Origin of the sequence: Micrococcus sp. APC 4021 (assembly GCF_030407635.1) — a bacterium.
Lineage (GTDB): Bacteria > Actinomycetota > Actinomycetes > Actinomycetales > Micrococcaceae > Micrococcus > Micrococcus luteus.
In genome coordinates this window covers 21,936-46,585 of sequence record NZ_JASDCZ010000003.1, presented here as the reverse complement: position 1 = coordinate 46,585, position 24,650 = coordinate 21,936, and the positions used below count along the sequence as shown (strand labels likewise).

At 72.5% G+C, this 24,650-nt stretch carries 20 protein-coding genes; 4 read left to right on the top strand and 16 right to left on the bottom strand.

Translation table 11 applies throughout. The features are described 5' to 3' along the window. The 8 genes from QL983_RS00830 to QL983_RS00790 all read right to left on the bottom strand — a co-directional run. On the bottom strand, positions 1-1,203 hold a 1,203-nt coding region (locus QL983_RS00830), incomplete at its 3' end, for an ABC transporter ATP-binding protein (protein ID WP_201294453.1). Next, positions 1,200-2,957 (bottom strand): ABC transporter ATP-binding protein, encoded by a 1,758-nt coding sequence (locus tag QL983_RS00825; protein WP_036384543.1) that lies wholly within the window; start codon positions 2,955-2,957, stop codon positions 1,200-1,202. The genes QL983_RS00830 and QL983_RS00825, both read right to left, overlap by 4 nt. A gap of 522 nt (positions 2,958-3,479) precedes the next feature. Further along, positions 3,480-3,755 carry a metal-sensitive transcriptional regulator gene (locus QL983_RS00815; protein WP_044659303.1) on the bottom strand — a complete coding sequence of 92 codons (276 nt, stop codon included), beginning with the start codon at positions 3,753-3,755 and terminating at the stop codon, positions 3,480-3,482. 72 nt (positions 3,756-3,827) lie between these two features. After that, on the bottom strand, positions 3,828-4,610 hold the full coding sequence (locus QL983_RS00810; RefSeq protein ID WP_080696032.1) for a sulfite exporter TauE/SafE family protein: 783 nt from the start codon (positions 4,608-4,610) through the stop codon (positions 3,828-3,830). Positions 4,611-4,616: 6 nt separating this feature from the next. Continuing rightward, positions 4,617-5,210: a rhodanese-like domain-containing protein gene (locus tag QL983_RS00805; protein ID WP_134417019.1), complete on the bottom strand. Its 594-nt coding sequence runs from the start codon at positions 5,208-5,210 to the stop codon at positions 4,617-4,619. Between the two features lie 34 nt (positions 5,211-5,244). Further along, on the bottom strand, positions 5,245-6,648 hold the full coding sequence (locus tag QL983_RS00800) for an MBL fold metallo-hydrolase (protein ID WP_036384546.1): 1,404 nt from the start codon (positions 6,646-6,648) through the stop codon (positions 5,245-5,247). Between the two features lie 301 nt (positions 6,649-6,949). Continuing rightward, positions 6,950-8,218, bottom strand: coding sequence for a phospholipase D-like domain-containing protein (locus QL983_RS00795; RefSeq protein WP_036316196.1), 1,269 nt, complete (start codon positions 8,216-8,218; stop codon positions 6,950-6,952). Positions 8,219-8,242: 24 nt separating this feature from the next. After that, a complete protein-coding gene (locus tag QL983_RS00790) occupies positions 8,243-9,217 on the bottom strand; it encodes a hotdog domain-containing protein (RefSeq protein ID WP_129866968.1) in 975 nt (324 codons plus the stop codon). A gap of 120 nt (positions 9,218-9,337) precedes the next feature. Between QL983_RS00790 and QL983_RS00785 the strand changes: the two genes are divergently transcribed. Both QL983_RS00785 and rlmC read left to right on the top strand, forming a co-directional pair. Beyond that, positions 9,338-9,946 (top strand): HEAT repeat domain-containing protein, encoded by a 609-nt coding sequence (locus QL983_RS00785; protein ID WP_129866967.1) that lies wholly within the window; start codon positions 9,338-9,340, stop codon positions 9,944-9,946. A gap of 10 nt (positions 9,947-9,956) precedes the next feature. Continuing rightward, entirely contained in the window at positions 9,957-11,168 is a 1,212-nt protein-coding gene (gene rlmC, locus QL983_RS00780) for a 23S rRNA (uracil(747)-C(5))-methyltransferase RlmC (protein ID WP_036316199.1), read from the top strand. A gap of 16 nt (positions 11,169-11,184) precedes the next feature. Here rlmC and QL983_RS00775 read toward each other — a convergent pair whose 3' ends face one another. Then, positions 11,185-11,775 carry a hypothetical protein gene (locus QL983_RS00775; RefSeq protein ID WP_036316210.1) on the bottom strand — a complete coding sequence of 197 codons (591 nt, stop codon included), beginning with the start codon at positions 11,773-11,775 and terminating at the stop codon, positions 11,185-11,187. Positions 11,776-12,061: 286 nt separating this feature from the next. On the opposite strand from QL983_RS00775, the gene QL983_RS00770 reads away from it, so the two are divergent. Next, positions 12,062-15,439 carry a beta-phosphoglucomutase family hydrolase gene (locus QL983_RS00770; protein WP_290151054.1) on the top strand — a complete coding sequence of 1,126 codons (3,378 nt, stop codon included), beginning with the start codon at positions 12,062-12,064 and terminating at the stop codon, positions 15,437-15,439. 138 nt (positions 15,440-15,577) lie between these two features. Here QL983_RS00770 and QL983_RS00765 read toward each other — a convergent pair whose 3' ends face one another. Both QL983_RS00765 and QL983_RS00760 read right to left on the bottom strand, forming a co-directional pair. Next, entirely contained in the window at positions 15,578-16,927 is a 1,350-nt protein-coding gene (locus tag QL983_RS00765; protein ID WP_063189416.1) for a histidine kinase, read from the bottom strand. After that, complete coding sequence (locus QL983_RS00760; RefSeq protein ID WP_063189414.1) at positions 16,924-17,589, bottom strand: response regulator transcription factor; 666 nt, start codon at positions 17,587-17,589, stop codon at positions 16,924-16,926. The genes QL983_RS00765 and QL983_RS00760 overlap by 4 nt, the downstream gene beginning before the upstream one ends. Positions 17,590-17,946: 357 nt before the next feature. On the opposite strand from QL983_RS00760, the gene QL983_RS00755 reads away from it, so the two are divergent. Further along, positions 17,947-18,924, top strand: coding sequence for a hypothetical protein (locus tag QL983_RS00755; protein WP_036315903.1), 978 nt, complete (start codon positions 17,947-17,949; stop codon positions 18,922-18,924). 205 nt (positions 18,925-19,129) lie between these two features. Here QL983_RS00755 and QL983_RS00750 read toward each other — a convergent pair whose 3' ends face one another. The 5 genes from QL983_RS00750 to QL983_RS00730 form a co-directional block, all read right to left on the bottom strand. Next, positions 19,130-19,885 (bottom strand): ATP-binding cassette domain-containing protein, encoded by a 756-nt coding sequence (locus QL983_RS00750; protein ID WP_036315901.1) that lies wholly within the window; start codon positions 19,883-19,885, stop codon positions 19,130-19,132. Continuing rightward, the gene (locus tag QL983_RS00745) at positions 19,882-20,970 is read right to left on the bottom strand and encodes an iron chelate uptake ABC transporter family permease subunit (protein WP_036315899.1); all 1,089 of its coding nucleotides are present in this window, start codon (positions 20,968-20,970) and stop codon (positions 19,882-19,884) included. The genes QL983_RS00750 and QL983_RS00745 overlap by 4 nt, the downstream gene beginning before the upstream one ends. Continuing rightward, the gene (locus tag QL983_RS00740; RefSeq protein ID WP_080695885.1) at positions 20,963-22,021 is read right to left on the bottom strand and encodes an iron chelate uptake ABC transporter family permease subunit; all 1,059 of its coding nucleotides are present in this window, start codon (positions 22,019-22,021) and stop codon (positions 20,963-20,965) included. Before QL983_RS00740 ends, QL983_RS00745 begins: the two co-directional genes overlap by 8 nt. After that, positions 22,018-23,112, bottom strand: a complete 1,095-nt coding sequence (locus tag QL983_RS00735) for an ABC transporter substrate-binding protein (RefSeq protein ID WP_036315897.1) — start codon at positions 23,110-23,112, stop codon at positions 22,018-22,020. Before QL983_RS00735 ends, QL983_RS00740 begins: the two co-directional genes overlap by 4 nt. Before the next feature lie 170 nt (positions 23,113-23,282). Continuing rightward, complete coding sequence (locus QL983_RS00730) at positions 23,283-24,614, bottom strand: methyltransferase (RefSeq protein ID WP_122054524.1); 1,332 nt, start codon at positions 24,612-24,614, stop codon at positions 23,283-23,285. Positions 24,615-24,650: the final 36 nt, after the last annotated feature.

Here is a 24,650-nt window from a genome sequence, read left to right as displayed (position 1 = left end):
GGTGCGGGCGGGGGTGCCGTCGGGGGTCTCCTCCGGCTCGTCGAGGAGCTCGAAGATGCGCTCGGCCGACGCCACGCCGGAGATCAGCATGTTGGACATGCCGGCGATCTGCCCAAGCGGCTGGTTGAACTCGCGCGAGTACTGGATGAACGCGGTCACGGCGCCGAGGGTCATCTGCCCGTTGGCCACGCGCAGGCCGCCGACCACCGCGATGCCCACGTAGCCCAGCCAGTTCACCCACTGCATGATCGGCATGATCATCCCCGAGTAGAACTGCGCCGTGAACGCGGCCTCGTACAGCTCCTCGTTGCGCTCGTCGAAGCGCGCGGCCATGTCCCGCTGACGGCCGAACACGGTCACCAGCTCGTGCCCCGTGAACGACTCCTCGATGTGCCCGTTGAGCCGGCCCGTCTCCCGCCACTGCGCGGAGAAGAGCGCCTGGGACTTCTTGCCGATCACGCCCACCACCACACCGGCCACCGGCAGGGCGACCAGGGCGATGAGCGCGAGCTGCCAGGACAGCCAGAACATCATGCCGACGATGCCGATCACGGTCAGCACCGAGTACACGAGCGAGGCGAACGCCTGCTGGAGGGCCTGCTGGACGTTGTCCACGTCGTTGGTGGCGCGGGAGAGCAGGTCGCCGCGCTGCCCGCGGTCGAAGTAACTCAGCGGCAGCCGGTTGATCTTGGCCTCGATCTCCTCGCGCAGGCGGAAGACGATGCGCATGACGATGTCATTGAGCACGCGGCCCTGCAGCCACATGAAGGTCTGCGCCACCAGGTACATGCCCAGGACGATGAGGATCAGCCGGCCCAGCTCGGTGAAGTCGATCCCCTCGCCCGGCGTGAACGCCATGCCGGAGAGCATCTCTGCGGCCTGGTCCTCGCCCTGGGCGCGCAGCCCGTCGATGACCTGCTCGCGGCTCAGCCCGCCGGGCATCTGCGCGGAGACCACGCCGCCGAAGATCACGTCCATCGCCCGGCCCAGGACGTGCGGGGCCCACACGTTGAGCACGACGGCGACCAGCACCATCAGCGCGACCACCACCAGGCCCAGCTTCTCCGTGCGGAACAGGCTCATGAGCCGCTTCGCGGACGGCCAGAACGCCTTGGCCTTGCGGGCCGGCCCGCCGCCCCAGTCGTCGGTGGCGCCCTGCTCCTGGATCTCGAGGATCTCCTCGTCCGTCAGGTGCTCGCTCATGCCACGTCCTCCGCGGTCAGCTGGGAGTCCACGATCTCCCGGTAGGTCTGGTTGTCCGCCAGCAGCTCGGCGTGGGTGCCGCGGCCGACCACGCGGCCCTCGTCCAGCACGATGATCTGGTCGGCGTCGGTGATGGTGGCCACCCGCTGGGCGACGACGATCCGAGTCACCCCGGCCGCCGCGCGGTCGAGCGCCGCCCGCAGCCGCGCGTCGGTGGTGACGTCCAGCGCGGAGAACGAGTCGTCGAACACGAGGATCCGCGGCTCGGCCACGAGGGCACGCGCGATGGACAGGCGCTGGCGCTGGCCACCGGAGACGTCCGTGCCGCCCTGGGAGAGGCGCGAGTCCAGACCGGAGGCCGCCGTCTCTGCCTTGCCGGTGGTGCGGGCGCGCACGAAGTCGGCGGCCTGGGCCGTCTCGAGGGCCGCCCAGATGCGCTCGTCCGAGGCGTCCGGGGCCCCGAACTGCATGTTTTCCCGCACGGTGCCCGAGAACAGGTACGGCTTCTGCGGCACGAGGGCCACGGCCTCGGTCAGCTCGGCCCGGGCCAGGTCGGTCACCGGCACACCGTCCACGAGCACCTCGCCGGACGTCGCGTCGTACAGCCGCGGCAGCAGGCTGATCAGCGTGGACTTGCCGGAGCCGGTCGAGCCGATGATCGCCGTCGTGGTGCCGGGGGCGACGGCGAAGCTGACGTCGTCGAGCACCGGCGCCTCGGCGCCGGGGTACTGGAAGGTGACGTGGCGCAGCTCCACGGCGCCGTCGCGACGCGCGGGGGTCACCGGGCGGACCGGCTCAGCGAGCGTGGGGACGGTGTCCAGGACCTCGCCGATGCGGCGGGCGGAGATCACGGCGCGCGGGAGCATCATCATCATGAAGGTGCCCATCATCACCGCCATGAGGATCTGCAGCAGGTACTGCATGAACGCGGTGAGCGCGCCGACCTGCACGAGCCCCGCGTCCACGCGCTCGCCGCCGAACCACAGGACGGCGGCGGTGGCGAGGTGGAGGATCATCGTGATGACCGGGCCGAGCAGCACGAACAGCCGGCCGATCCGCACGGACGTCTCCGTCAGGGCGGCGTTGGCGTCCGTGAACCGGCGTGTCTCGTGGCGCTCGCGCACGAACGCGCGGACCACGCGGATGCCCTGGATCTGCTCGCGCATCACGCCGTTGACGTCGTCGATGTTGTCCTGCATCCGCTGGAACAGCGGCATGAGACGGGCGACGATCCACGCCACGATCACCAGCAGCACCGGCACGGAGACCCACACGAGCCAGGACAGGCCCGGGTCCTCGCGGATGGCCATGATGATGCCGCCGACCGCCATGATCGGCACGGCCACCATGAAGTTCAGGGCCATGAGGGTGAGCATCTGGACCTGGTTGACGTCGTTGGTGCCGCGCGTGATGAGGGTCGCGGCGCCGAAGCGGCCGAGCTCCTCCGCGGAGAACGCGTCCACGCGGGTGTAGACGGCGCGGCGCAGGTCCCGGCCGACGCCCATCGAGGCCTTCGCCCCGAACCACACGGCGGCGATCGCGGCGACCACCTGCACCAGCGCGACGCCGAGCATCACGAGGCCGATGTCCCAGATGCGGGCGGTGTCACCGCGGGCTACGCCCTCGTCGATGATGCGGGCGTTGAGGCTGGGCAGGTACAGCATGGCCAGCGTGCTGATCAGCTGCAGCACGACGACGGCCGCGACGGCGCCGCGATAGCGCCGGCCGTGACGGCGGAGCAGGGTCCAGAGCATGGGGCTCCCAGGGAGTCGGGATGGGCGCGCGGCCGCGTGGGGCCGCAGTGAGGTGGGCCGACGTGGGCCGGGTTCATTGTGCCCCAGCCGCGGGCGAGGAGGTCGGGCAGCAGCCGTCGTCGTCGGACGCCGCGGGCGCACCCCGGACAGCCGGCTGCCGAACCACCCGCTGGCGGACCCGTACGAGGACTGAGCGACGCCAGACGGGGGGCGTGAGCCAGACGTTTCCGCGGCTGAGGGTCCCTCAGAACAGCACGAACATCTGGCTCACGCCCCCGGAACGCCTGGCTCAGCGCCCGAAGAGCCTCGCGAAGAACCTTGCGGCCCCGGCACGGCCCGCGCGGGCTGCGTCGCGCTCGGCATCAGGGTGACGGCCATCGCACCACTGCGCCGCGGGGACGACGGCCTTGAGGGACTCGACGTGCCGGCCGCATCCGGCCCAGGTGGCCCTGCGGCAGACGGGTCAGCGCGCCGGACGGCACATGAGGGATCCTTTCGGCGAGGGGGCTTCGGGGTGGCCGGTCAGGCCAGGGTCATGAAGAGCTTCTCGAGCTCGGCGACGGTGAGCTTCTCCTCGTCCTCCGCCTTCTCGGGGTCGGCGAGGCAATACTGCATGGCGGATGAGACGACCGCGAAGCCGGCGCGATCCAGCGCGGTGGAGACGGCGGAGAGCTGCGTGACCACGTCCTTGCAGCGACCCTCGCCCTCGACCTCGCGGATGACGGCGTCCAGCTGGCCGCGGGCCCGCTTGAGGCGGTTGAGGATCTTGCGCTGGGTCTCGGCGTCGGCGGTGCGCACGGCGACCTCCTTTGTCACGGTGGCGGGGAGGGGAATCATATCCCCAGGGGTATCCGGCGACGTCGCCGGATGTCACACGAGGAGACCGATGAGCTCCCGGACGAGGATCACCAGGCCCATGGCCAGCACGAACCAGCCGAAGCCCTTCTTCAGCGCCTTCTCCGGGACCCGCTTCATGAGCGGAACGCCGATCAGCGCACCGACCACGGCCACACCGGTGACCCACAGCAGCAGGTCCCACGGCAGCGTCACGCTGGTCAGGTAGCCGCCGAGGCCCGCGAAGGACTTCATGGCGATCACCAGCAGGGACGTGCCCACCGCAGCGGACATCGGCAGGCCGCCGAGCAGGACCAGCGCAGGGACCACGAGGAACCCGCCGCCGGCGCCGACGATGCCCGTGACGAAGCCGACGACGACGCCCTCCAGCAGGATCTTCCCGAGCGGGTGGCGGCGGGGCTCGACGTCAGCCGAGGCCTCCACTGAGGGGGCGGCCGCCGGCTGCGTCTTCTTGGGCCGGATCATGGCCCACGCCGTGAAGAGCATCATCACCGCGAAGGCGATCAGCAGCAGGGTCCCCGGCAGGAAGCCGCCGACGACGCCGCCCAGGAGGGCACCCACCATCGAGGCCGCGCCGAAGATCAGGCCGGTGCGCCACCGGACGGTGCCGTGCCGCGAGTGCAGCAGCACTGAGACCAGCGAGGTCACACCCACCACGAACAGGGAGCCCGCGATGGCCTGCTTCGGCTCGAGGCCGGCCACGTACGTCAGCAGGGGCACCATCAGGATCGACCCGCCGCCACCCATGAGGCCGAGCAGCAGGCCGACCACGAGGGCCAGGGCGAGGACGATCCACATCACGGGTCAGCTCCGCTTCCCCGCGCCGGTGGGGATGCGGCCGATCACGTCGCCCGCGGAGCGCTCCTGCGCGGGGCGGTTCCACGGCATCTTGGCCAGCACGGACGCCATGGCGCACGTGTTGGACACGGCGGAGAAGGACAGGCCCGCGCCGATCGCGGCGGGGATGAGGCCGAACCGCTTCGAGCCGACCTGGGAGGCCACGGCCCCGACCAGCGCGATGGACCCGGCGGTCATGCGGACCTGACGGTCCATGGACCAGCGGTTGCCGCTGCGGACGACCTCGCTGCCGGCCTCGGCGTAGGCGGAGATGCCGCCCTGCAGGACGCGCGCGGAGGTGAAGCCGGCCTGGGCCAGACGGTCCTGGGCGGTGCCGGCCCGGCTGCCGGACTGGCAGACGAGCACCGCGGTGCCGTCCAGGCGGGCGGCGACCTCGTCCGCGTGCTCCTGGAGCAGGTCCAGCGGCACGTTGTAGGAGCCGGCGATGTGCTCGGTCTCGAACTCGCCGGGGGTGCGCACGTCCAGCACGACGGCGTCGGGGCGGGCGGCCAGCTCGGCCTTCAGGTCGCGCGGGGCGACGGGGGACAGGGTGACGCTCATGGGAGGGGCTCCTCGGGGTTGGTCTGGGGGTGTGTCAGGACTGCTGCCAGGCGGCGTAGCTGCCCTCGAGCTCGATCACGTCGAACCCGGCGCGGCGCAGCGCCTGGGCGGCCACGATGTTGCGCAGGCCGGACTGGCAGAAGGTCACCAGGGTCTTGTCCTTCGGCAGCTCCTCCTGGTGGAAGAGCACCTTGCCGGCGTTCAGCTGCCGGGCGTCCGCCACGGTGCCGTGGGAGAACTCGGTCTTGTTGCGCACGTCCACCAGCACGGTGTCCTGCTCCGCGCCGACCTCGCCGGCCTCGATGCGGGACCGCAGCTCGTCGGCCTGCACGGTGGGCACCGGCTCCAACGTGAGGCCGTCCACGGAGGTGGTGAACGCGGCGGCGGCGTCGACGCCCACGCGGATCATGTGGTCGCGCATCGTGTGCGCGTCCTCGCGGTCCTCGGCGAGCAGGACGAGGGCGGCGTCGTCGCTCTCCGGGTCGTAGGCCCAGCCGGCGTGCGTGGCGACCTTGCCGCGGGACGGAAAGGCCAGCGCGCCCGGCACGGTGCCGGCGAGGATCTCGTCCACACCGCGGGTGTCCGCGAACACGGCGCCCTCGGCGAGCGTCGCCTGCACGCCCCCGGCGTCCAGCTCCTCGAGCTCGGGCAGCTCGCCCAGGATGGCTGGCCCCTGCTTGTTCTGGCGCTTCATGCGGGCGAAGTAGGCGTGGGCGTCGGGCTGGCCGTCGAGCAGCTCGTCGATGAAGCCCTGCTCGTCGTCGTTCTTCAGGTAGTCGGACCACCACGCGTACTTGCGCTCGTAGCCGACCGTGGTGGAGGGCAGCGCGCCGAGTGCCTTGCCGCAGGCGGAGCCGGCGCCGTGGGCCGGGAACACCTGCACGTGGTCCGGGAGGGTCAGGAACTTCGCCTTGAGGGAGGCGAAGAGCTGCTGGGCGCCCTCGAAGCGGGTGTCGACGCCGCCGGCGGCCTCGTCCAGCAGGTCCGGGCGGCCGAGGTCGCCGGAGAACACGAAGTCGCCGGTGAGCATGTAGCCCGGGGCGTCCGCGAAGGCGCCGTCGGTGACGAGGAAGGACAGGTGCTCGGGGGTGTGGCCCGGGGTGTGCACGGCCTCGACGGTGATGTTGCCGAGCGTCACCGTGTCGCCGTCCTTGAGGAGGTTGCCCTCGAAGCCGTAGGCCCAGTCCTCGCCGCCCTCGCCGGACAGGTGGATCTGGGCGCCGGTGGCGTGGGCCAGCTCGCGGGTGCCGGAGAGGTAGTCCGCGTGGATGTGGGTCTCGGTCACGTGGGTGATGGTCATGCCGTTCTTGGCGGCCAGGTCCAGGTACACCTGGATGTCGCGGCGGGGGTCCACCACCATCGCCTCGTTCTTCGCCTGGCAGCCGATCACGTAGCTGGCCTGGGCGAGGTCCTCGTCGTAGATGCGCTCGAGCAGCATGGTTCTCCTCCGGGTCGGGGGGTCTCGATGTCCATCCGATACCCCCTGGGGTATGTCGAGAACGAGCGTAGGGTATACCCCCAGGGGTATGCAAGAGAGAGGGTGAGCCCGGGCGGCGACGGGAAGGGACGGCACGGTCGGGAGACGTCGCCAGGGGGCGTGAGCCAGATGATTCCGCTGCGGATCGGGCGTCAGAACGGCAGAAACGTCTGGCTCACGCGGCGGGGGGCGTGAGCCAGATGATTCCGCTGCGGATCGGGCGTCAGAACTGCAGAAACGTCTGGCTCAGCGCCCGGGGTCCTCAGAGCAGGGGACGCAGTGGTACCAGCAGGGCCTCGACCACGCGGGCGAGGCCGTGACGGTCCTCCCAGCGCGGGGTGTCGATCCGGACGGCCCGCTGGGCGTCGAGAGCGAAGATCTCCTCCATCCGGGCGGCGAAGTCGCGGTCCACGACCACCACGTTGGACTCGTAGTTGAAGCCCAGGGAGAGGCGGTCGACGTTGGCCGAGCCCACGGTGGACCAGATGCCGTCCACGGTGGCGGTCTTCGCGTGGATCATGCTGGCCCTGTACAGCAGGATCGTGATGCCGGCCTCGAGCATCTTCCCGAAGAAGCCGCGCGAGGCCCAGTCCGCCACGATGTGGTTGGAGTCCTCCGGCACCATCACCTGCACGTCCACCCCGCGCCGGGCCGCGTGCAGCAGCGCCTCGAGGACCTGCTGGTCCGGGATGAAGTACGGCGTGTTGATGAGGATGCGGTGCTGCGCCCGCTGGATGGCGTCGAGGTAGCTCAGCCGGATCGGGTAGACCAGGAGCGGCGGCTGGTTCGCGGCCACGGTGACGCGCGGGTCCCACGTGTCCGGGGGGCGCCAGGACATCTGCTCGCCCGCGCGGTGGTGGGCGTTCCACTTGATGGAGATCGACTGGCCCAGCGCCCACACCGCCGGGCCGCGCTCACGCACGTGGGTGTCCCGCCACAGGCGGGCGTAGTCGTCGCCGATGTTGAAGCCGCCGGCGAAGCCGACCTCGTCGTCCACCACCATGATCTTCGAGTGGTTGAACCCGCTGTGCCGGACCACGCCTCGCCAGATCGGGCGGGCGAAGGCCGGCAGCCGGAACACGTGGATGCGCGGGTCCAGCTGACGGTAGAAGCGGGGCGGGACCACGAGGTTCCCGAACCCGTCGTAGGAGACGTAGACCTCCACGCCGCGCGCGGCCGCCCGGTTGAAGGCGTCCATGAACCGCTGGCCCGTGGGGTCGCCCTTCCAGATGAAGGTCTCGAACTTGATGATCCGCTGCGCTCCGTCGATCGCGGCGATCATCTCCTTGTAGAGGTCCTCACCCGAGGTGAAGATGCGCAGCTCGGAGCCCTCCACGTGGGCGTCAAACACGCCGGGGTTCGGCGCGGGTCGGCGCACTCGGCCGCCGCGCTTGACCATGTCCACGCCGGTGAGCCCGGCGGCGACCGTCAGCGGCAGTCCCACGAGACCGACGCCCGCGGCCACGGCCGCTCCCCGGAGGAGACGACGGACCGGCAGGCGGGACAGGGACGGCAGGGACGGTCGACGCATTCGCTCAGTCTACTCAGGGCCCCGTCAGCGCGGATCGGTCGAGCGGCGCATCTCGGTCCAGGCCGCGCTCACCTCGGAGCGCATGCGCACGAGTTCGATCGCCGTCTCCTGCAGCCTCCGGGCGCTCTCGCTCTCGGGGATGTACTGCCGCACCGGCTGGGCCTGGCCCTCCGCGGAGACGTCCACCATGACGGCGATCGAGTGCGCCACCAGGCGGGACTCCGCCCCGGTGCGTCGGCTCGCGTAGACGCGCAGCGCCACGTGCATGGACCGCTCCGTGGTGTTCACCAGGAGGGCCTCCACGCGCACGAGGTCGCCCACGTGGATGTTCCGCACGAAGCGCACGCCGCCGCCGAACACCGCGACCACGGATTCATGGCCGGTCCAGCGGGCGGCGCAGACGGCGGCCGCCTCGTCCACCCAGCGCAGGATCGCGCCCGCGTTGATGGTGCCGCCCACGGTGGCCTCCGCGTTGGGGGCCAGGAACGCGAGGGTGCTCATCTCCTCGGGGGCCTCCCCGGGCGCGGGGAACGGCAGTCGGGCCATGCCGCGCTCGACGGCGCGGCGGGCCACGGTGGAGCGGCGGGCCTGTTCGTCGCGCTCGATCTGGCCGGGGGTCGAGGGCTCCCAGGCCGGCACGGTCACGGGCACCCCGTCCTCCTCCGCGGCGTAGACCACGAGGGACGAGGTGGCGACCACGGGGTCGCCGTCGTCGTCGCGAATCTCCGGCAGCAGCAGGCGGGTCTGGACGTGCACCTCGGCGCCGTCCGTGTGGACCACGCGCGCCTGCACCACGGCACGGCGGTCCACCGGCACGGGGTGCCGGAACTGGGTGTGCCCCATGTAGCGGGCACGCACGAACGTCCCGGCCCAGCTCGCCGCGACGGCGTAGCCGGCCTTCTCGATCCAGGAGACGACGGTGCCGGCGTCCACCAGGCCGGTGGGATGGTCGAAGCTGTCCGCCCGGAATTCGAGGGCGAGGGCTCCGGGGGGTCTCATGCCGTCGAACGTATCACCCGAGTCCGGGCCCTGTGCGGCCGGTCACGCCCCGTCCAGGAGTCTGCGGGGAACCTCCCGGCCGCGCCCCAGGCGGGTCCGCGCACGGGGGACAATGGACCCATGACCGCCTTCGACCGTCTCCCCCTGCCCGCGGAGCCCCAGACCCCCCACGACCGCCTGCGCCGCCGCACCGAGGCCGCCGTCGCCGAGCGCGGGGAGGCCGCCGTCGCCGGGCTGGCGGTGCGCCTGATGACCGGCGCGGCCACCCCGGAGGACGTCACCTCGGGTGCCGCCCGCGCCCTCACCGGCGACGACGGCGACCTCAGCCCCGCCGCGACCGGCGCGCTGGCCCTGATGCACGCGTGGCACCGCAGCGCGCTGCCCGCCCTGACCGGGGCGCTCACCGCCCCCGAGGCGGACGTCCGCTCGGCGGCCCACCTCGTGCTCGCCTCCCGCGCCGGCTCGCTGCGCCGCGATGCCGCCGTCGACCGCACCCTCGTGGACGCGGTGCGGGCCGGTTGTGCCGACCCGGACCCGGAGGTCCGCGCGTCGGCCGCGTCCGCACTGGGTGCCCTCGCCCGCCCCGAGGACCTCGAGTCCGCCCTGCCCGTGCTCACCGGCATGGTGATGGACGTGGACGCGGACCTGGCCGCGGCCGCCGAGCTGGCCCTCGAGCAGCTCGCGATCCGCCTGGACCGGCCCGGCCTGCGGGTCAGCCTCGAGGGCTGAGGCGACGCCCGTGCAGTGCCCCCACTTCGACGTCGGCGAGTGCCGTTCCTGCCCGCTGATGGGCGTGCCGTACGCCCGGCAGCTCGCGGACAAGCAGGCCGCGGTCCTGGCCGCCCTGGCGGACGCGGTCGACGCGGACACGGTCGTGGCCGAGCCGTTCGCCTCCGCGGAGGCCGGATTCCGGAACAAGGCGAAGCTCGTGGTCACGGGGTCGGCGGCGGCGCCGCGGCTGGGCATCCTGGACCCGCGCCAGCACCCCCGGCATCACGACGGCGCCGGCGTGGACCTGCGCGACTGCGGCCTGTACGAGGCCGGCATGGAAGGCGTGTTCGACGCGTGCGCGGCGGCGGTGACGGCGGCCGGGCTGGAGCCCTACGACGTCGCCGCCCGCACGGGCGAGCTGAAGAACGTGATCGTGACGCTCTCCCCCGACCGGGAGGCGATGGTCCGGTTCGTGCTGCGCTCCGCCGACCGGCTGGACGCGCTGCGCGCGGCGGTGCCGGGGCTGCTGGACGACCTCGCGGCGCGCGGGACACCCGCCGCCGTGGTGAGCGCGAACCTGCTGCCCGAGCACGTGGCCCTGCCCGAGGGCGACGAGGAGATCGTGCTCGCCGGCGGGCCGACCCTGCGGATGGAACTGAACGGGATCGGCCTGCGGCTGCGCCCGCAGGGGTTCTTCCAGACGAACACCGCGGTGACCGAGGGGCTGTACGCGACGGCGGCGGCGTGGGTCGCCGAGGGCGGTGTGCCGGCGTCGGCGTGGGACCTGTACTGCGGGGTGGGCGGGTTCGCGTTCCACCTGGCCCGGGCCGGCGTGCGCGACGTGTGGGGCATGGAGTCCTCCGCCGAGGCGGTGGCCGCGGCCCGGGAGACGGCCGCGGAGCTCGGCCTGGCCGACCGGGCGCGCTTCTCCGACGGCGACGCCACCTCCGCGCTTTCGTTCGAGAAACGGCGGGCTCCGGAGGCGCTTTCGTCCAAGAAACGGCGGCCCCGCCCGGACGCCGTCGTCGTGAATCCGCCGCGGCGGGGCATCGGCGCCGAGCTGGCGGACGCGCTGGAGGACTCGGGTGTGCCCACCGTCCTGTACTCCAGCTGCAACCCGGCGACGCTCGCGCAGGACCTGGCCCGGATGCCGAGCTATCGGGTGGCGCGGGTGCAGGTGTTCGACATGTTCCCCCAGACCCGGCACGCGGAGGTGCTCACGCTGCTGACCCGGCGGTGACGGAAGCCGGGGCGCGTCACCGCGGGCTCCCCGCCCGACGGTTCCGCTTCTTCAACTCGACGAAGACCTGCAGCAGCGTCAGAGCCGACGGCGCGAGCGCGGGTTGCGTGAGCACGAGCGGTTGCGCACGGGTCAACCCGCCACCCTGCAACGGCCGTCCCGAGTCCCACCGGTTGGCCTTGCGCAGACCACCCTCGTTCCACAGCCGCTCGTCCACCTTGAGCGCCACCTTCATCGTGTGCTCCGACTCTGGCGCCACAGCACGGACTTCCTTCACGTCCGCCCAGTCCACGGACCAGTCCCGCGTCCACACCCGTCGCTCATCGAACGTGACATGCCGAGGCCGGAACAGACCCATCGTCGCGGCGGGAAGCACCGCCAACGCCAGCGCCAACCCGATGAACGACGCCACACGCCACACCCCGAACCCGGCCGAGACATCCTCCGGCGGCCGGAAGATCACCCACACGAACACCGCGATGCACACCACGACGATCAGCCACAGGAGCAACCACCGCGCCGGACGCACCCGCGCCTGCACCGGCAGACTCGCCAGGATCTCCTCCCGCGTCGCCTTCTTCCGCAACCGCGTCGGCTTCGCATCCATCACTTGCTCATCATCCAGTTCATGAGCCCTTCGCCCCCCGGCCATCTCCGCCGAGTGTGTCCTGCTCGTTCCCGGGCCACGCTTCCGGCGCGCGGGGGCACACGTCCGCCCCGTCGGCACGACCCTATTCCCGGAACCCACCGCGCCGCAGCGACATCACCGCAGCTGAGAACCGCTGTGATGTCGCTGCGGTGCGGTCGGCCGGAACGACGGCGCGCTCGCTGCGGTGAACATCGCCGCGGCACTCCCCGTGCGGCCCCACTTCCCCGCCCGTAGGCTGGTTCCCATGTCGCAGACGCTCACCCCCGCCGCTCCGCAGGACCTGAACGCCCGCCGTCACCGGCTCCGCCGCTACCGCGCCGTCATCTTCGACATGGACGGGGTCATCACGGACACCGCCGGCGTGCACGCGCAGGCGTGGAAGGAGCTCTTCGACGGGGCGCTGCCCGCCGTGGGCGCGCTGCCCGCCAACGCCGCCGTCGTCGCCGCGGACCCGGACGTGCTGCGTCCCTTCGACGCCGCCGCCGACTACCTGCACCACGTGGACGGGCGCCCCCGCGAGGACGGGGTCCGCACGTTCTTCGCCTCCCGCGGCCTGAGGGTGCCGGAGGCCGACGCCCCCGAGGCGGACGCCGCCCCGGAGCTGACCGTCCTCGCCCTCGCCGAGCGCAAGCAGGGCTACTTCGAGCAGGTCCTCGAGCGCGACGGCGTCCGCGTGTTCCCGGAGGCCCAGGACCTCCTCGAGCGGCTGCGGGCCAAGGGTGTGCCGGTCGCACTGGTCACCAGCTCCAAGAACTCCCGCGCCGTGCTCACGGCCGGCGGCGTGCTGGACTTCTTCCCCGTGATCGTGGACGGGAACACCGCCGTCGAGCGCGGGCTGCCGGGCAAGCCGGACCCGGCGATGTTCTGGGAGGCCGCCCGCGAGCTGGGCGTCGACGTCGCGGACGCGATGGTCCTCGAGGACGCCGTCTCCGGCGTGAAGGCCGCCTCGGACGGCCGCTTCGGCCTCGTGATCGGCGTGGACCGCGAGCCCGAGCTCGGCAAGGGCCGACTCAAGGCGGCCGGCGCCCACCTGGTGGTCCAGGACTACGGGACCCTGCATCTGGAGGACCGCACCACCACCCCGTTCGACCCCGCGTGGGTGCTGCGCTGGGACCGCTTCGACCCGGCCTCCGAGGGCACGCGCGAGGTGCTGTGCACCCTGGCCAACGGGTACTGGGGCACCCGCGGCGCTGTGCCCGGCACGCACATCTCCTCCGTCCACTACCCCGGCACCTACATGGCCGGGGTGTTCAACCGGCTGACCTCGATGGTCCAGGGCCGGGTCGTGGAGACCGAGCACATGGTCAACATCCAGGACTGGACCCCGCTCGTGGTGACCCCGCGCCACGGCCGCCCGCTGCTGCCGGGTGAGGAGAACCTCGTGGAGTACGGCCAGGAGATGGACCTGCGCCGCGGCGTGCTCTCCCGCACCATGACCTTCGAGGACGAGCAGGGCCGGCGCACCACGGTCCACACCCGACAGTTCACCTCGCTGGCCAACCGGCACCTCGCCGCGATCGAGCTGACCGTCGTGGCGGAGAACTGGTCCGGGGACCTCACGGTGCGCTCGAAGATCGAGGGCCGCGTGGCCAACCTCAACGTCTCCGACGACCGCACCCTCGCCAACCAGCACCTCGAGCCGGTCCAGGCCCGGGAGATCGACGGCGAGACCGTCCTGCTCGAGACCGCCACCAACCAGTCCGGCATCCACGTGGCCGTGGCCACCCGCACCCGCCAGGTGGCGCCGGTGGGCCACCACGAGCCCATCCGCCGCCCCGTGGACGGCTCGGACCTGGTGGTCGGCCAGGACATCCTCCTCCACGTGGACGAGGGCGTGCCGCTCGTGCTGGAGAAGATCGCCGCCGTCGCCACGAGCCACGACCACGCCAACGCCTCCGTGTGGGAGTCGGCGGTGAAGGACGTCCAGCGCGCCCAGAACTTCCGCAACCTGCTGACCCTGCACGAGCAGCGCTGGGGCACCAACTGGGACCGGTTCTCCGTGCGCATCGACCTGGCCGAGCCGTACCGGCATCAGCGCCGCTCCACGGCGGCGGAGGCCGGCGGCGAATACGCGCCGCCCGTCGTCGACGCCGGCCACTCGGCCCCGGTGGGGTCCGCGGTCCCGATGGGCAAGGACGGCGCGTCGCTGCGCCAGCAGCTCGCCCTGAACCTGCACACGTTCCACGTGCTCCAGACGGCCTACGGCCGCCGCCGGGACCTGGACGCCTCCGTGGGGGCACGCGGCCTGCACGGCGAGGGCTACCGCGGCCACATCTTCTGGGACGAGATCTACGTCTACCCGATGCTCACGCTGCGCCGCCCCGAGATCACCCGGGGCCTGCTGATGTACCGCTACCGGCGTCTCAACGAGGCCCGCGCCAACGCCCAGGCCGAGGGCTGGGCCGGTGCCATGTACCCGTGGCAGTCCGGGGCGGACGGCTCCGAGGAGACGCCCACCGAGCTGTGGAACCCGCGCTCGCGCATGTGGATGCCGGACAACTCCCACAACCAGCGGCACGTCTCCCTGGACATCGCCTACTCGGTGCTGCGGTACATCGAGATCACGAAGGACACGTCCTTCATCTCGGACTACGGCGCGGAGATGCTCGTGGAGATCTCCCGGTTCTTCATGTCCATGACCCTGCACAACGCCGTCACGGACCGCTACGAGATCCACGGCGTCATGGGCCCGGACGAGTTCCACGACGGCTATCCCGAGACCCCCGGCTCCGGCCTGCGCAACAACGCGTACACGAACGTGCTGACCTCGTGGGTGCTCGCGGAGACCGCCCGCCTGGTCCGCTGGCTGGACACGATCGACGACGGCCTGCCCGAGCTCATGGAGATCTCCGAGGAGGAGATCGAGCGCTGGGAGGAGGTCAGCACCCGCCTGACCGTGCCGTTCTTCGAGGAGGGCGAGGAGGCCGGCATCCTCGCCCAGTTCGAGGGCTACCAGGACCTGCTCGAGTTCGACTGGGAGGCCTACCGCGCCAAGTACGGGAACATCGGCCGCATGGACCTGATCCTGCAGGCCGAGGGCGACGCCACCAACCGGTACAAGCTCTCCAAGCAGGCCGACACCCTCATGCTCGGCTACCTGTTCTCCTCCGAGGAGCTGGACCGGATCCTGCGCCGCATGGGCTACGAGCTGCCGCAGGAGGCGTTCGAGCGGATGGTCACGTACTACGAGGCCCGCTCGACGCACGGTTCCACGCTCTCCCGCCTGGTGCACGCGTGGGTGGCGGCCCGCACGGACCCGGACCGGTCCTGGGACCTGTTCACGGAGGCCCTCGAGTCGGACCTCTCGGACACGCAGGGCGGCACCACCAAGGAGGGCATCCACCTGGGCCTGATGGCGGGCACCGTGGACACGGTGATCCGCTGCTACGCGGGCCTCGAGACGCGCGACGACGTCGTCCGGCTGCACCCCCGCATGCCCGCCCAGCTGCCCGGCGCCCGCTTCACCATCCGGTTCCGCCAGCAGCCCGTGGTCATCCACATGACCCAGCGGGAGGTGACGGTGGCCGCGGGCGAGGGCATGTGGCACGACGTGCCGATGATCATCGCCGGCCGCGAGCACACCCTCTCCCCCGGCGAGAAGCTGACGGTCCCGCTGGACTGAGGGCCGCCGTCGTCGGCCACCCCACCCCGTCCCTTTGGGGGCGAAAGTGGGCGGTATCCCGCGCGGATACCGCCCACTTTCGCCCCCGGACGCGGGAGGACGCGGGAGGACGCGGGAGGACGCGGCTGCCGCCCCGGCTCAGCGCAGCGGCAGCTCGGCGCGGACCACCCAGCAGCCGCCCAGCGGGCCGGCCGTGAGGGTGCCGCCGAACACGGCCACGCGCTCGCGCATGCCGGCCAGGCCGAAGCCGCTGGCCATCGCGACCACCACGCGGTCGCGGCGGGGCTCGCCCTCATCCATCGGGCTGGCGATGCGCAGCACGAGGCGGTCCGCGCCCTCGAGCTCCGAGGCCAGGTGCACGGTGCCGCGGCGCGGGGCGTGCTTGAGGATGTTCGTCACCGACTCCTGCACCACGCGCAGCACGGTCAGCTCCAGGGAGCGCGGCAGCTCGTCCAGCTCGGTCAGCGAGCGCTCCACCGCGAACCCGGCCGCGTGCAGGCGGGCCTCGAACTCGTCGAGGCGGGCCGGCAGGTCCACGACGGCGTCCCCCTCCGCCGTCTGCGCGTTGCGGGAGGAGCCGCGTAGCGCGGTGAGCATGCGGCGCAGGTCCACGAGGGACTGTCGGGCGGCCTGCTCGATGGCCTTCTCCGCGGCGGCCCGTTTGTCCGGGTCCCTCTGGGTGGGCAGCATGGCGGCCTGCATCGAGATCACGGTGAGCCCGTGCGCGACGACGTCGTGCAGCTCCGCCGCGATCCGCTGCCGCTCGGCCTCCGCGGCGCAGGCGGCGGCCTCCTCGGCCCGGCGCAGGGCCGCCTCGCGGTCCCGGGCCCGATGCCGGGATCGGCGGATCATGAAGGCCGGCACCGCCACGCACAGCGCGACGATGAGCGTGATGACCATGACGCCCTTGAGGCTGTCCTCGTCCGCCCACGTGCCGTCGGTGAGGACCTCGCCCGCGACGGTGAGCAGGATGAGGGCGCCCAGGGCGAACCAGACGAACACCCGGTGCGAGTACCGCGTCACCATGGCCGCGCCCAGGACGACCCCGCCACTGAACGCCTGCGGGGTGAGGTGCGCGTGGTCCGCCTCCACGAGGCCCACCAGACCGAACGTGCACCCGAGCAGCACGAACACCGCCGCGAGGGTGGGCTGCCACCCGAACAGCAGCGTGACCAGCACGCTCGCCAGGAACAGGACCCAGCGCAGGAGCGGCTCCCGCCCCTCACCCGTCAGCCCGCCGTCCTCCTCGAGGATGCCCGCGAGTTCGGGGTCGGCGCTCAGCCCGGCGGCCACCGTGGGCCCCAGCATCAGGGTGAGGATCTCCCCCAGCACCATGAGCCCGACGATCACATAGAGGACGATCCGCGTGTGCCGGGAGACGGGTTCCGTGCGCAGGATCGCCGGCAGGCGGGAGCCCAGGGGAGACTCGGCAGGCGGGGGCGACGTCGCCGTCGTCGTCCGAGCCGGGGCGGGCGCCGCGATGCTCATCCGATGTCCACGAGGCCCGCGCGGGCGGCGCGGATGAGGATCTGCACGCGGTCACGGACCTGCCACTTGTCCAGGACCTTGCCGATGTGGGACTTCACCGTGGCCTCCGCGAGGAACAGGGCGCCGGCGATCTCCGCGTTGGAGGCGCCCTTGGCGAGCTCGCGGACCACGTCCAGCTCGCGCTCGGTGAGGCGCTCGTGCGGGGCGAGGGGCTCGGCCGGGCACGGGGCGGCGTGTTCGGGGGCCGCGGTGACGGCCTCCACCAGGTCCGCGGCCACGCGGGCGGAGAACACGGCGTCCCCGGCGTGGACGCGGCGGATGGCGTCCACGACCTCGGCCGGCGGTGCGTCCTTCACGAGGTAGCCTGCGGCGCCGGCGCGCAGGGCGGGCACGAGGTACTGCTCGGAGGAGAAGGTGGTGATCGCCAGGACGCGCACGCCCGGGGCCTCGGCGGAGATGCGCGCGGTGGCCTCGACGCCGTCCATGCGGGGCATCTGCATGTCCATCAGCACGACGTCGGGGGCCAGCGTGCGGGCCGCCTCGAGGGCCTGGACCCCGTCCTCGGCGGAGCCGACCACCTCGAGGTCCTCAGCCTGGGCCACGAAGTGCTCGAGGGCGGTGCGCATCAACGCCTGGTCGTCGGCCACGACTACTCGGATCATGGCGTCCAGCCTAGGAGGCGCACAGGCCGCCGCGCGTCCACCGAAGGTCGACGTCGGCCCCCGCCTCGGGGCGGACCGGGCCGGCTCCCGCGCCCGGCCGGCCACCGCAGTCCCGGCGCCTCCGTGGGCAGAACCCACAACCCCATCGCCTCCGTGGGCAGAAGCGCCCTCTCTTCTGCCCACGGATGTTGCGTGGGCGGAACTCCTCGCAGTTCTGCCCACCGAGCCATGACGACGTCGTCCCGGCGGGACAACCGGCCGCCGCCGAGTCCTGCACAGCCGGCCCACCCCGCGCCGGTGTGCACAGACACGCGGCCCGCCCGGCCGTCGTCAGGCCGACCGCGTCAAGGTCGACCCATGTCCTTCGCCCCCGATCTCCCCCTCGTCCCCGTCTTCACCACCCGCGACGTGCTCGAACGCGGTCTGCCGCCCAGCCGGGTGCGGCGGTCCGACGTCCTCCGCCTCGCCCGCGGCATCCACCGTCGCCGTGACATGCCGCTGCGCACCTGGGAGTCTGCCGGGCTCCCGCCGCCGCACCACGGGGTCGGCCTCGACCTGCTGACCGCCCTCCTGCGGTCCCGTCCCGACGCCGTTCTCTCCCACGAGACGGCGGCGCACCTCCACGGCCTCCCGCTTCCCCCGGGCGGGGCCACGCGACGCGCCGCCGTCGAGATCACGTTGCACCGCGGCACCGCACGGGCGCGGATCCCCGGCGTCATGGAGCACCGCAGACCCCTGCCCGCCGGCCACGTCACCTCCGTGCTCGGGCTACGGGTGACGACGCCGGAACGGACCTGGCTCGATCTGTGCTCGATCGGCCACCCCTGGGACGAGGCATCCCTCGTGTCGGCGGGTGACCACCTGGTCCGTCACCCCTGGTCCCCGCGCGGCCGGCGGCCTCCCATCACCACGGTCACCGCGCTGCACGAGGCGATGCGGCCGCTCGGGCGGTTCGTCGGAAGACCGCGGGCGACGGCGGCGCTCGAGCGCGTACGGGTGGGTGCCGACTCGCCGCAGGAGACCCGGCTGAGGCTGGCGCTCGTCGAGGCGGGGCTGGGCGAGCCGACGCTGCAGCACGTGTTCGACCCCGGGCGGCGGGACGCCCCCGAGGCCGATCTGTGGTTCGAGGACTGCCGGCTCGTCCTCCAGTACGACGGCGAGGTGCACCGGAGTGCCGAGCAACACGCCCGGGACGCCCGGCGAGACCAGTACTACGCGGAGCGTGGGCAGATGACCCTGCACGTCACGAGCCGGGACGTCGGCGAGGGATACGCGCGGGTGATCGAGGCCGTCCTCAGACGACGGGCACAGGTCTCGAACGGCTGGGATGCCTGACGTCGTCGTCGCGTATGGCCCTGCCGTCCATGCGCAGGGGTTCCGTGGGCAGAAGCGAGGGTGCTTCTGCCCACGGAACCTGGAAACACGCGGGTTCTGCCCCCGGAAGGCGAGACCCGGCGGGTTCTGCCCACGGAACGCTCGCGTCGGCCGGGCACCCGACCCCCGCCCGGACCGACCCGGGCCGGCCTCACCGTCGCCCCGCTCAGTAGTACACGGCCAGCGGCCCGTGCGGTCCGTCCACCACGCTGCAGGGGGTCTTGAAGATCCGCTCCAGCACCTCAGGGCACAGGATCTCGGCCGGGGTGCCGGTCTCCACCACCTGGCCGTCGCCCATGGCCACGATCCGGTCGGCGTAGTGGGCGGCGAAGTTGATGTCGTGCAGCACGATCACCACGGTCCGGCCCAGCTCGTCGGCGGCCCGGCGCAACTGCTGCATCATCTGCACCGAATGCTGCATGTCCAGGTTGTTCAGCGGCTCGTCCAGCAGCACGTACTCGGTGTTCTGCGCCAGCACCATCGCCACGTACGCGCGCTGCCGCTGGCCGCCCGAGAGCTGGTCGAGGTACCGGTTCTCGAACGGGCCGAGGTTGAGGAAGTCGATCGCGTCGGACACGTGCCGCTCGTCCTCCAGGGTCAGCCGGCCGCGCGTGTACGGGTAGCGCCCGAACCCCACGAGCTGCCGCACGGTCAGCCGCGTCACGAAGTGGTTCTCCTGCCGCAGGATGGACAGGGTCTGCGCGATCTTCCGGGACGGCGTCGTGGTGATGTCGTGCCCGCCCACGGCGATCGTCCCGGCGTCGGCGTCCTGCAGCCGGCCGATCATCGTCAGCAGCGTGGACTTGCCCGCCCCGTTGGGCCCCACGAGCGCGGTCACTCCCCCGGCCTGGATGTCCAGGTCCACGGGTCCGATGCACACCTCATCGCTGTGGCGCTTCACCACGCCGCGCAGCTCGATCACAGACGTCCCTTTCTCATCACGACGACCAGGAAGGTGATGCCGCCGATCAGCTCGATGACCACCGTGACCGCACCCCCCGCGTAGAACACGTGCCGCAGCACGAAGTAGGCGCTCGTGAGCACCGCGTACCCGGCCAGCGCCGCCACCGGGAGGATGAACCGGTGGTCGTGGGTGTCGACGAGGCTGTACGCCAGCGTCGCCACGAGGAAGCCGAGGAACGTCATCGGGCCCACGAGCGCGGTGGTCATGGCCATCAGCACGGAGACCAGCAGCAGCGTCACCATGAGCTCGCGCCGGTGGTGCAGGCCCAGGTTGGTCGCGGCGTCGGCGCCGAGCGCCACCGTGTTCAGGCGGCGGGAGCGCAGCCACAGCAGCGCGCACACGACGACGGCGATGGGCGCGGCGATCGCCACGTACTCGGTCCGGGCGTTCGAGATGTTGCCGAAGAGCCGCGCGCTCAGCAGGTCGAACGAGTTCGGGTCCAGCAGTCGCTGCATGAACGTGCTCAGCGCGGCCAACCCGCCGCCCAGCACCACGCCCACGAGCAGCATCAGATGGACGCTGCCGTAGGGCCGGGAGAGCAGCCACGAGTACAGGGCCGTCGCCAGCGCCACCATGAGCGCGGCCTGGGCGAGGAACGGCCCCACCCCGGTCAGCACCGCGACGCCCGCGGCTCCCAGCACGTACACGGCGACGGTCGACACGGCGGTGTAGAGCGCCTCGAACCCCATGATCGAGGGCGTGATGATGCGGTTGCCCGTCACCGTGTGGAAGGTGACGGTCGCGAAGGAGTGGCACAGCGCCACGATCCCGATCACGCCCAGGGACTCCACGCGCATCCGCGCGATCATCCAGAACGCGCGCGAACCGGGTTCGGCCTCGTTGCCCCACAGCAGGATCCCGGCGGTGGAGAGCACGGCGACGGCGGCCAGCACGGCGACGACGACCGCATACCTCCGGCGGTCGGCGGCGGTGACGAACGCGCCGGACCGGCGCGGGGCGTCGGCCTCGACGGGCCCGGCCGCGGTGGCGCCACCGGGCGGGGCGGGGATGCGACCCGGGGCGGTCGCGAGCGGCTCAGCCATGCTTGGCCTGCCTCAGCAGCAGGGCGAGGAACACGATCGCGCCCACGAGGCCCAGGATCAGCGAGATGGGCACCTCGAACGGGGCGATCACGGTGCGCCCGATCAGGTCGCAGACGATCACGATCCACACGCCGACCATGACCACCCAGGGCAGGTTCGTCCGCAGGTTGTCGCCGCGCACCATGGACACGAGGTTGGGGACCACGAGCCCCAGGAACGGGAGGGCCCCGATCACCACGGTGACCACGCCGGTGGCCACGGCCACCATGGCCACGCCGGTGAGGATCACGGCGTCGTAGTTGAGGCCGACGTTCGTGGCGACGTCCTTGCCGAGGCCGGCCACGGTGAAGCGGTCCGCGATGACGAAGACCGCCACGCACACGATCAGCACGAGGAAGAGCAGCTCATACCGGCCGCGGACCACGGAGGTGAACGAGCCCGCGAACCACGCGCCCACCTGCTGCAGCATGTCCGTCTGGAGGGCGAGGAACGTCGAGGCGGCGCCCACGACGGCGCCGAGCATGATGCCCACGATCGGCACGATGAGGGAGGACTGCAGGCGCACACGCCGCAGGAAGAGGAAGAACACGAGGGTGCCGACGAAGGCGAAGAGGATGGCCCCGGCCATCCGGGTCACCAGGCCCGCCCCCGGCACGAGCACCATGGTCACCAACAGGCCGAGACCGGCCCACTCGGTGGTGCCCGTGGTGCTGGGCTCCACGAAGCGGTTCTGCGTCATGAGCTGCATGATCAGCCCGCACATCGCCATCGAGGCGCCGGCCAGCACGAGGGCGACCGTGCGCGGCACGCGCGTGATGGCGAACATCTCGCGTCCGCCCTCCGCGCCGACGTCGTACACGCCCACGAACAGCGAGACCACGACGAGGACCGCGGTCACCACGATGCCGGCCAGCAGCGGCCAAGTGCGCTGCCAGCGGGTGCGCTCGGGCCGCAGGACGGCGGGCGGGACCCAGCACACGCGGTCGCCCCGCCCCGGCTCCTCGAGCCGGGGCGGGGCGTCGGCGACGTGGTGACGCACGTCGAGAATCACTGCGCGCCTTCGAAGGCCTTCGCGAGGTCTTCCATGACGGTGGTGTGGTTCTGGATGTCCTCGGCGACGTAGAAGTCGGTGGGCAGGTACACGATGTTGCCCTCCTTCACCGCGGTCACGTCCTGGAGGGCCTCGGAGCGCTCGATCAGCTCGGCAGCGGTGGCGTTCTCCTCGCCGACGGCGGCGTCACGGTCCATGACGATCAGCCAGTCCGGGTTCGACTTCGCGATGGCCTCGACGGAGATGTCGTCGCCCTGGTGGTTGTCGGTGCCCGACTGCTCGAGGGCCGGGGTCAGCTCCAGCATGTCGAAGAACGGGCCGATGGCGCGACCGGTGCTGGGCGCGACGTACGACAGCTCGCCGCCCGAGGCGATGAGGCCCATGACGGTCTGCTCGGGGTCGTAGGCGTCCTTGGCGCGCTGGGTGGCGGCGTCGAAGTCGGCGATGAGCTTCTCGGCATCGGCCTCGTGGCCGGTGGCCTCGCCCAGCAGGGTGGTCAGCTCCTTCAGGCCCTCGTCCATGGGGGTCTGCGTGACGTCGAAGTCCGTGTCCACGACGGCGGCGTCGCCGGTCAGCTCGTCGATCTCGGCCTTGCGCTCGTTGAACCGCTGGCCGTTGAACACGACGTCCGGCTCAGCCGTGACGAACAGCTCCATGTCCGGCTCCCGGTGATTGCCGATGTCGGCGACCGAGTCGTCCTGGAGGTAGGAGGGCCCGCCCTCGCCCTTGTACATGATCTGCTTCGGCGCGGCCGACAGCTCGACTCCCCAGTCGTCCAGGGTGCGGAAGGTGCGGTTGTCCGTGGCGATGACGGAGTCGACCTCCTCCGGCAGGGTGACCTCGGCGCCGGACATGTCGGTGACGGTGACCCCGGTCGCGATGCCGCCCGAGGCGGCCGAGGAGCCGCCGGCGGCGCTCGCGGAGGCCGAGGACTCGCCGGAGGCGCTCGCGGAGGCCGAGGACTCGCCGGAGGCGCTCGCGGAGGACGAGCCCGTGGCCGCGCCGCCGGCGGAGCAGCCGACGAGGGCGAGGGCCGCCACCGAGGTCAGGGCGAGACGGGCGAGGCGGGGGGCGCGGGCGGAACTCGGCATGGTTCTCCTTCTGGGCGGCGGGGCTGCCCCGGGATGAGCAGTCGGGGTGGTGGGCGCGCTCCCGTGGAGGTGAGCCTTGCCTCAGTCGAATACCGTACACGAGGGTGCCGTAATCCCCCAACGGGGGTTCGACGGCTCCCGCCGCCCGGGGCCCGCGGCCTCGAGCCCCGTCAGTCCAACGGCGTCACCTCGAGGGCGAACCGCGACCGACCCACGCGCGCCAGCACGAGGGTGGCGTGCCGTCCGGCCCCGCCACGCCGGCCCGGCTTCGCCCCGCCGAGGACGGCGCGACGCACCTCCTCGGGCGTCTCGCGGATGCCCCGCTTCTTCACGTCCAGCCGGCCCACCCCGGTCTCCTTCGCCCAGCGCCGCAGGGAGGCCAGGTGGAAGCCGTGCACCGCCTCGATCCGATGGGCGCGGGCCAGGCCGTCCCGCACCGGCTCGGGCGCGACGAGGTAGGCCAGGTGGGGGTCCAGCTGCCGCGTCGGCACGGGCCAGGACGCGGCCAGGTCCGTCACGAGTCCGGCCCGGATGACGGCGCCGTCCGGCTCGTGCAGGACCGCGCCGACGAGCCCTGCCATGCCCTCCTCCCCCACGGCCTCGACCTCGGGCGAGTCGCCGAAGTCCGCGCCGGAGACGAGCTGCGCCGTCGTCGTCTCCCCACCCCGGACGGTCATGACGCGCGCCGCCCGCCGCACCCCGGGGCGGGCCGCCGCGTTGAACCACAGGGCGGCCTCCACGACGTCGCCGTCGACGCTCACCCACTCGGCCTCGGCGCCCTCCGGCACGGCCTCGTGCGGAAGCCCCGGGCCGAGCTTGACCCCGACCGGCACGCCCGTCGCGGCAATGTCCGTCACGACGCTCAGGGGCGGGGAGAACGCCTCGGGGTCGAACACGCGCGCGGACCCGCCCCCGCCGACCTGACGGCGGGCGGGGTCCAGCCACACCGCGTCCGCCTCGGCGGGCACGTGGGCGCGGGCCCAGGCCACGGCGTCGCCGTGCACCACACGCGCACCGCGGTGGCCGGCGAGGTTCACCTCGGCGGCCGCGGCGACGACGGCGTCCCGCTCCACCGCCACGACGTCCAGGCCCCGGTCGGCGAAGGCGCGCGCGTCCAGGCCGAGACCGCAGCCGAGGTCGGCGACGCGCCGGGCCCCCGCGGCCGCCAGCCGGTCCGCATGCAGGCCCGCGACCAGCGGGCGGGTGGCCTGCTCCAGGCCGTCGCGCGTGAACAGCATCCGGCGCGCCTCCGGCCCGAGGCGGGCCTCCGCCCGGGACCGCAGCGCGGCCTGGGTCAGCGCGGCGGCCACGCGCTCGGGCGGGTGCCCCGCGGCGCGCAGGCGGGAGGAGACCGCGAGCGCGTCGGCCTCGCGGTACCCGGCGAGGGAGTCGAGCAGTGCGCGGCCCTCCGGCTCGAGGACGGGGGCCAGGGCGGTGTCGTCCGCCTCCGAGGCAGCGGCCGTGGGGCGCGGCGAGCGGGAGGCGGGGCGGGGACGGGCCATGCCCCACACCCTAGGTCCGGAGCGTGGACACCGGGC

Coding starts and splice junctions, on each gene's coding strand:
- QL983_RS00825 (WP_036384543.1), bottom strand. CDS start 2,957: ATGCTCTGGACCCTGCTCCGCCGTCACGGCCGGCGCTATCGCGGCGCC.
- QL983_RS00810 (WP_080696032.1), bottom strand. CDS start 4,610: ATGTGGATCGTCCTCGCCCTGGCCCTCGTGGTCGGCCTGCTGCTCGGC.
- QL983_RS00805 (WP_134417019.1), bottom strand. CDS start 5,210: ATGAGCGTCACCCTGTCCCCCGTCGCCCCGCGCGACCTGAAGGCCGAG.
- QL983_RS00800 (WP_036384546.1), bottom strand. CDS start 6,648: ATGCTGCTCGAGCGCATCTACGACGAGGACCTCGCCCAGGCCAGCTAC.
- QL983_RS00795 (WP_036316196.1), bottom strand. CDS start 8,218: ATGCGTCGACCGTCCCTGCCGTCCCTGTCCCGCCTGCCGGTCCGTCGT.
- QL983_RS00790 (WP_129866968.1), bottom strand. CDS start 9,217: ATGAGACCCCCCGGAGCCCTCGCCCTCGAATTCCGGGCGGACAGCTTC.
- QL983_RS00785 (WP_129866967.1), top strand. CDS start 9,338: ATGACCGCCTTCGACCGTCTCCCCCTGCCCGCGGAGCCCCAGACCCCC.
- QL983_RS00775 (WP_036316210.1), bottom strand. CDS start 11,775: ATGGATGCGAAGCCGACGCGGTTGCGGAAGAAGGCGACGCGGGAGGAG.
- QL983_RS00770 (WP_290151054.1), top strand. CDS start 12,062: ATGTCGCAGACGCTCACCCCCGCCGCTCCGCAGGACCTGAACGCCCGC.
- QL983_RS00765 (WP_063189416.1), bottom strand. CDS start 16,927: ATGAGCATCGCGGCGCCCGCCCCGGCTCGGACGACGACGGCGACGTCG.
- QL983_RS00760 (WP_063189414.1), bottom strand. CDS start 17,589: ATGATCCGAGTAGTCGTGGCCGACGACCAGGCGTTGATGCGCACCGCC.
- QL983_RS00755 (WP_036315903.1), top strand. CDS start 17,947: ATGTCCTTCGCCCCCGATCTCCCCCTCGTCCCCGTCTTCACCACCCGC.
- QL983_RS00745 (WP_036315899.1), bottom strand. CDS start 20,970: ATGGCTGAGCCGCTCGCGACCGCCCCGGGTCGCATCCCCGCCCCGCCC.
- QL983_RS00735 (WP_036315897.1), bottom strand. CDS start 23,112: ATGCCGAGTTCCGCCCGCGCCCCCCGCCTCGCCCGTCTCGCCCTGACC.
- QL983_RS00730 (WP_122054524.1), bottom strand. CDS start 24,614: ATGGCCCGTCCCCGCCCCGCCTCCCGCTCGCCGCGCCCCACGGCCGCT.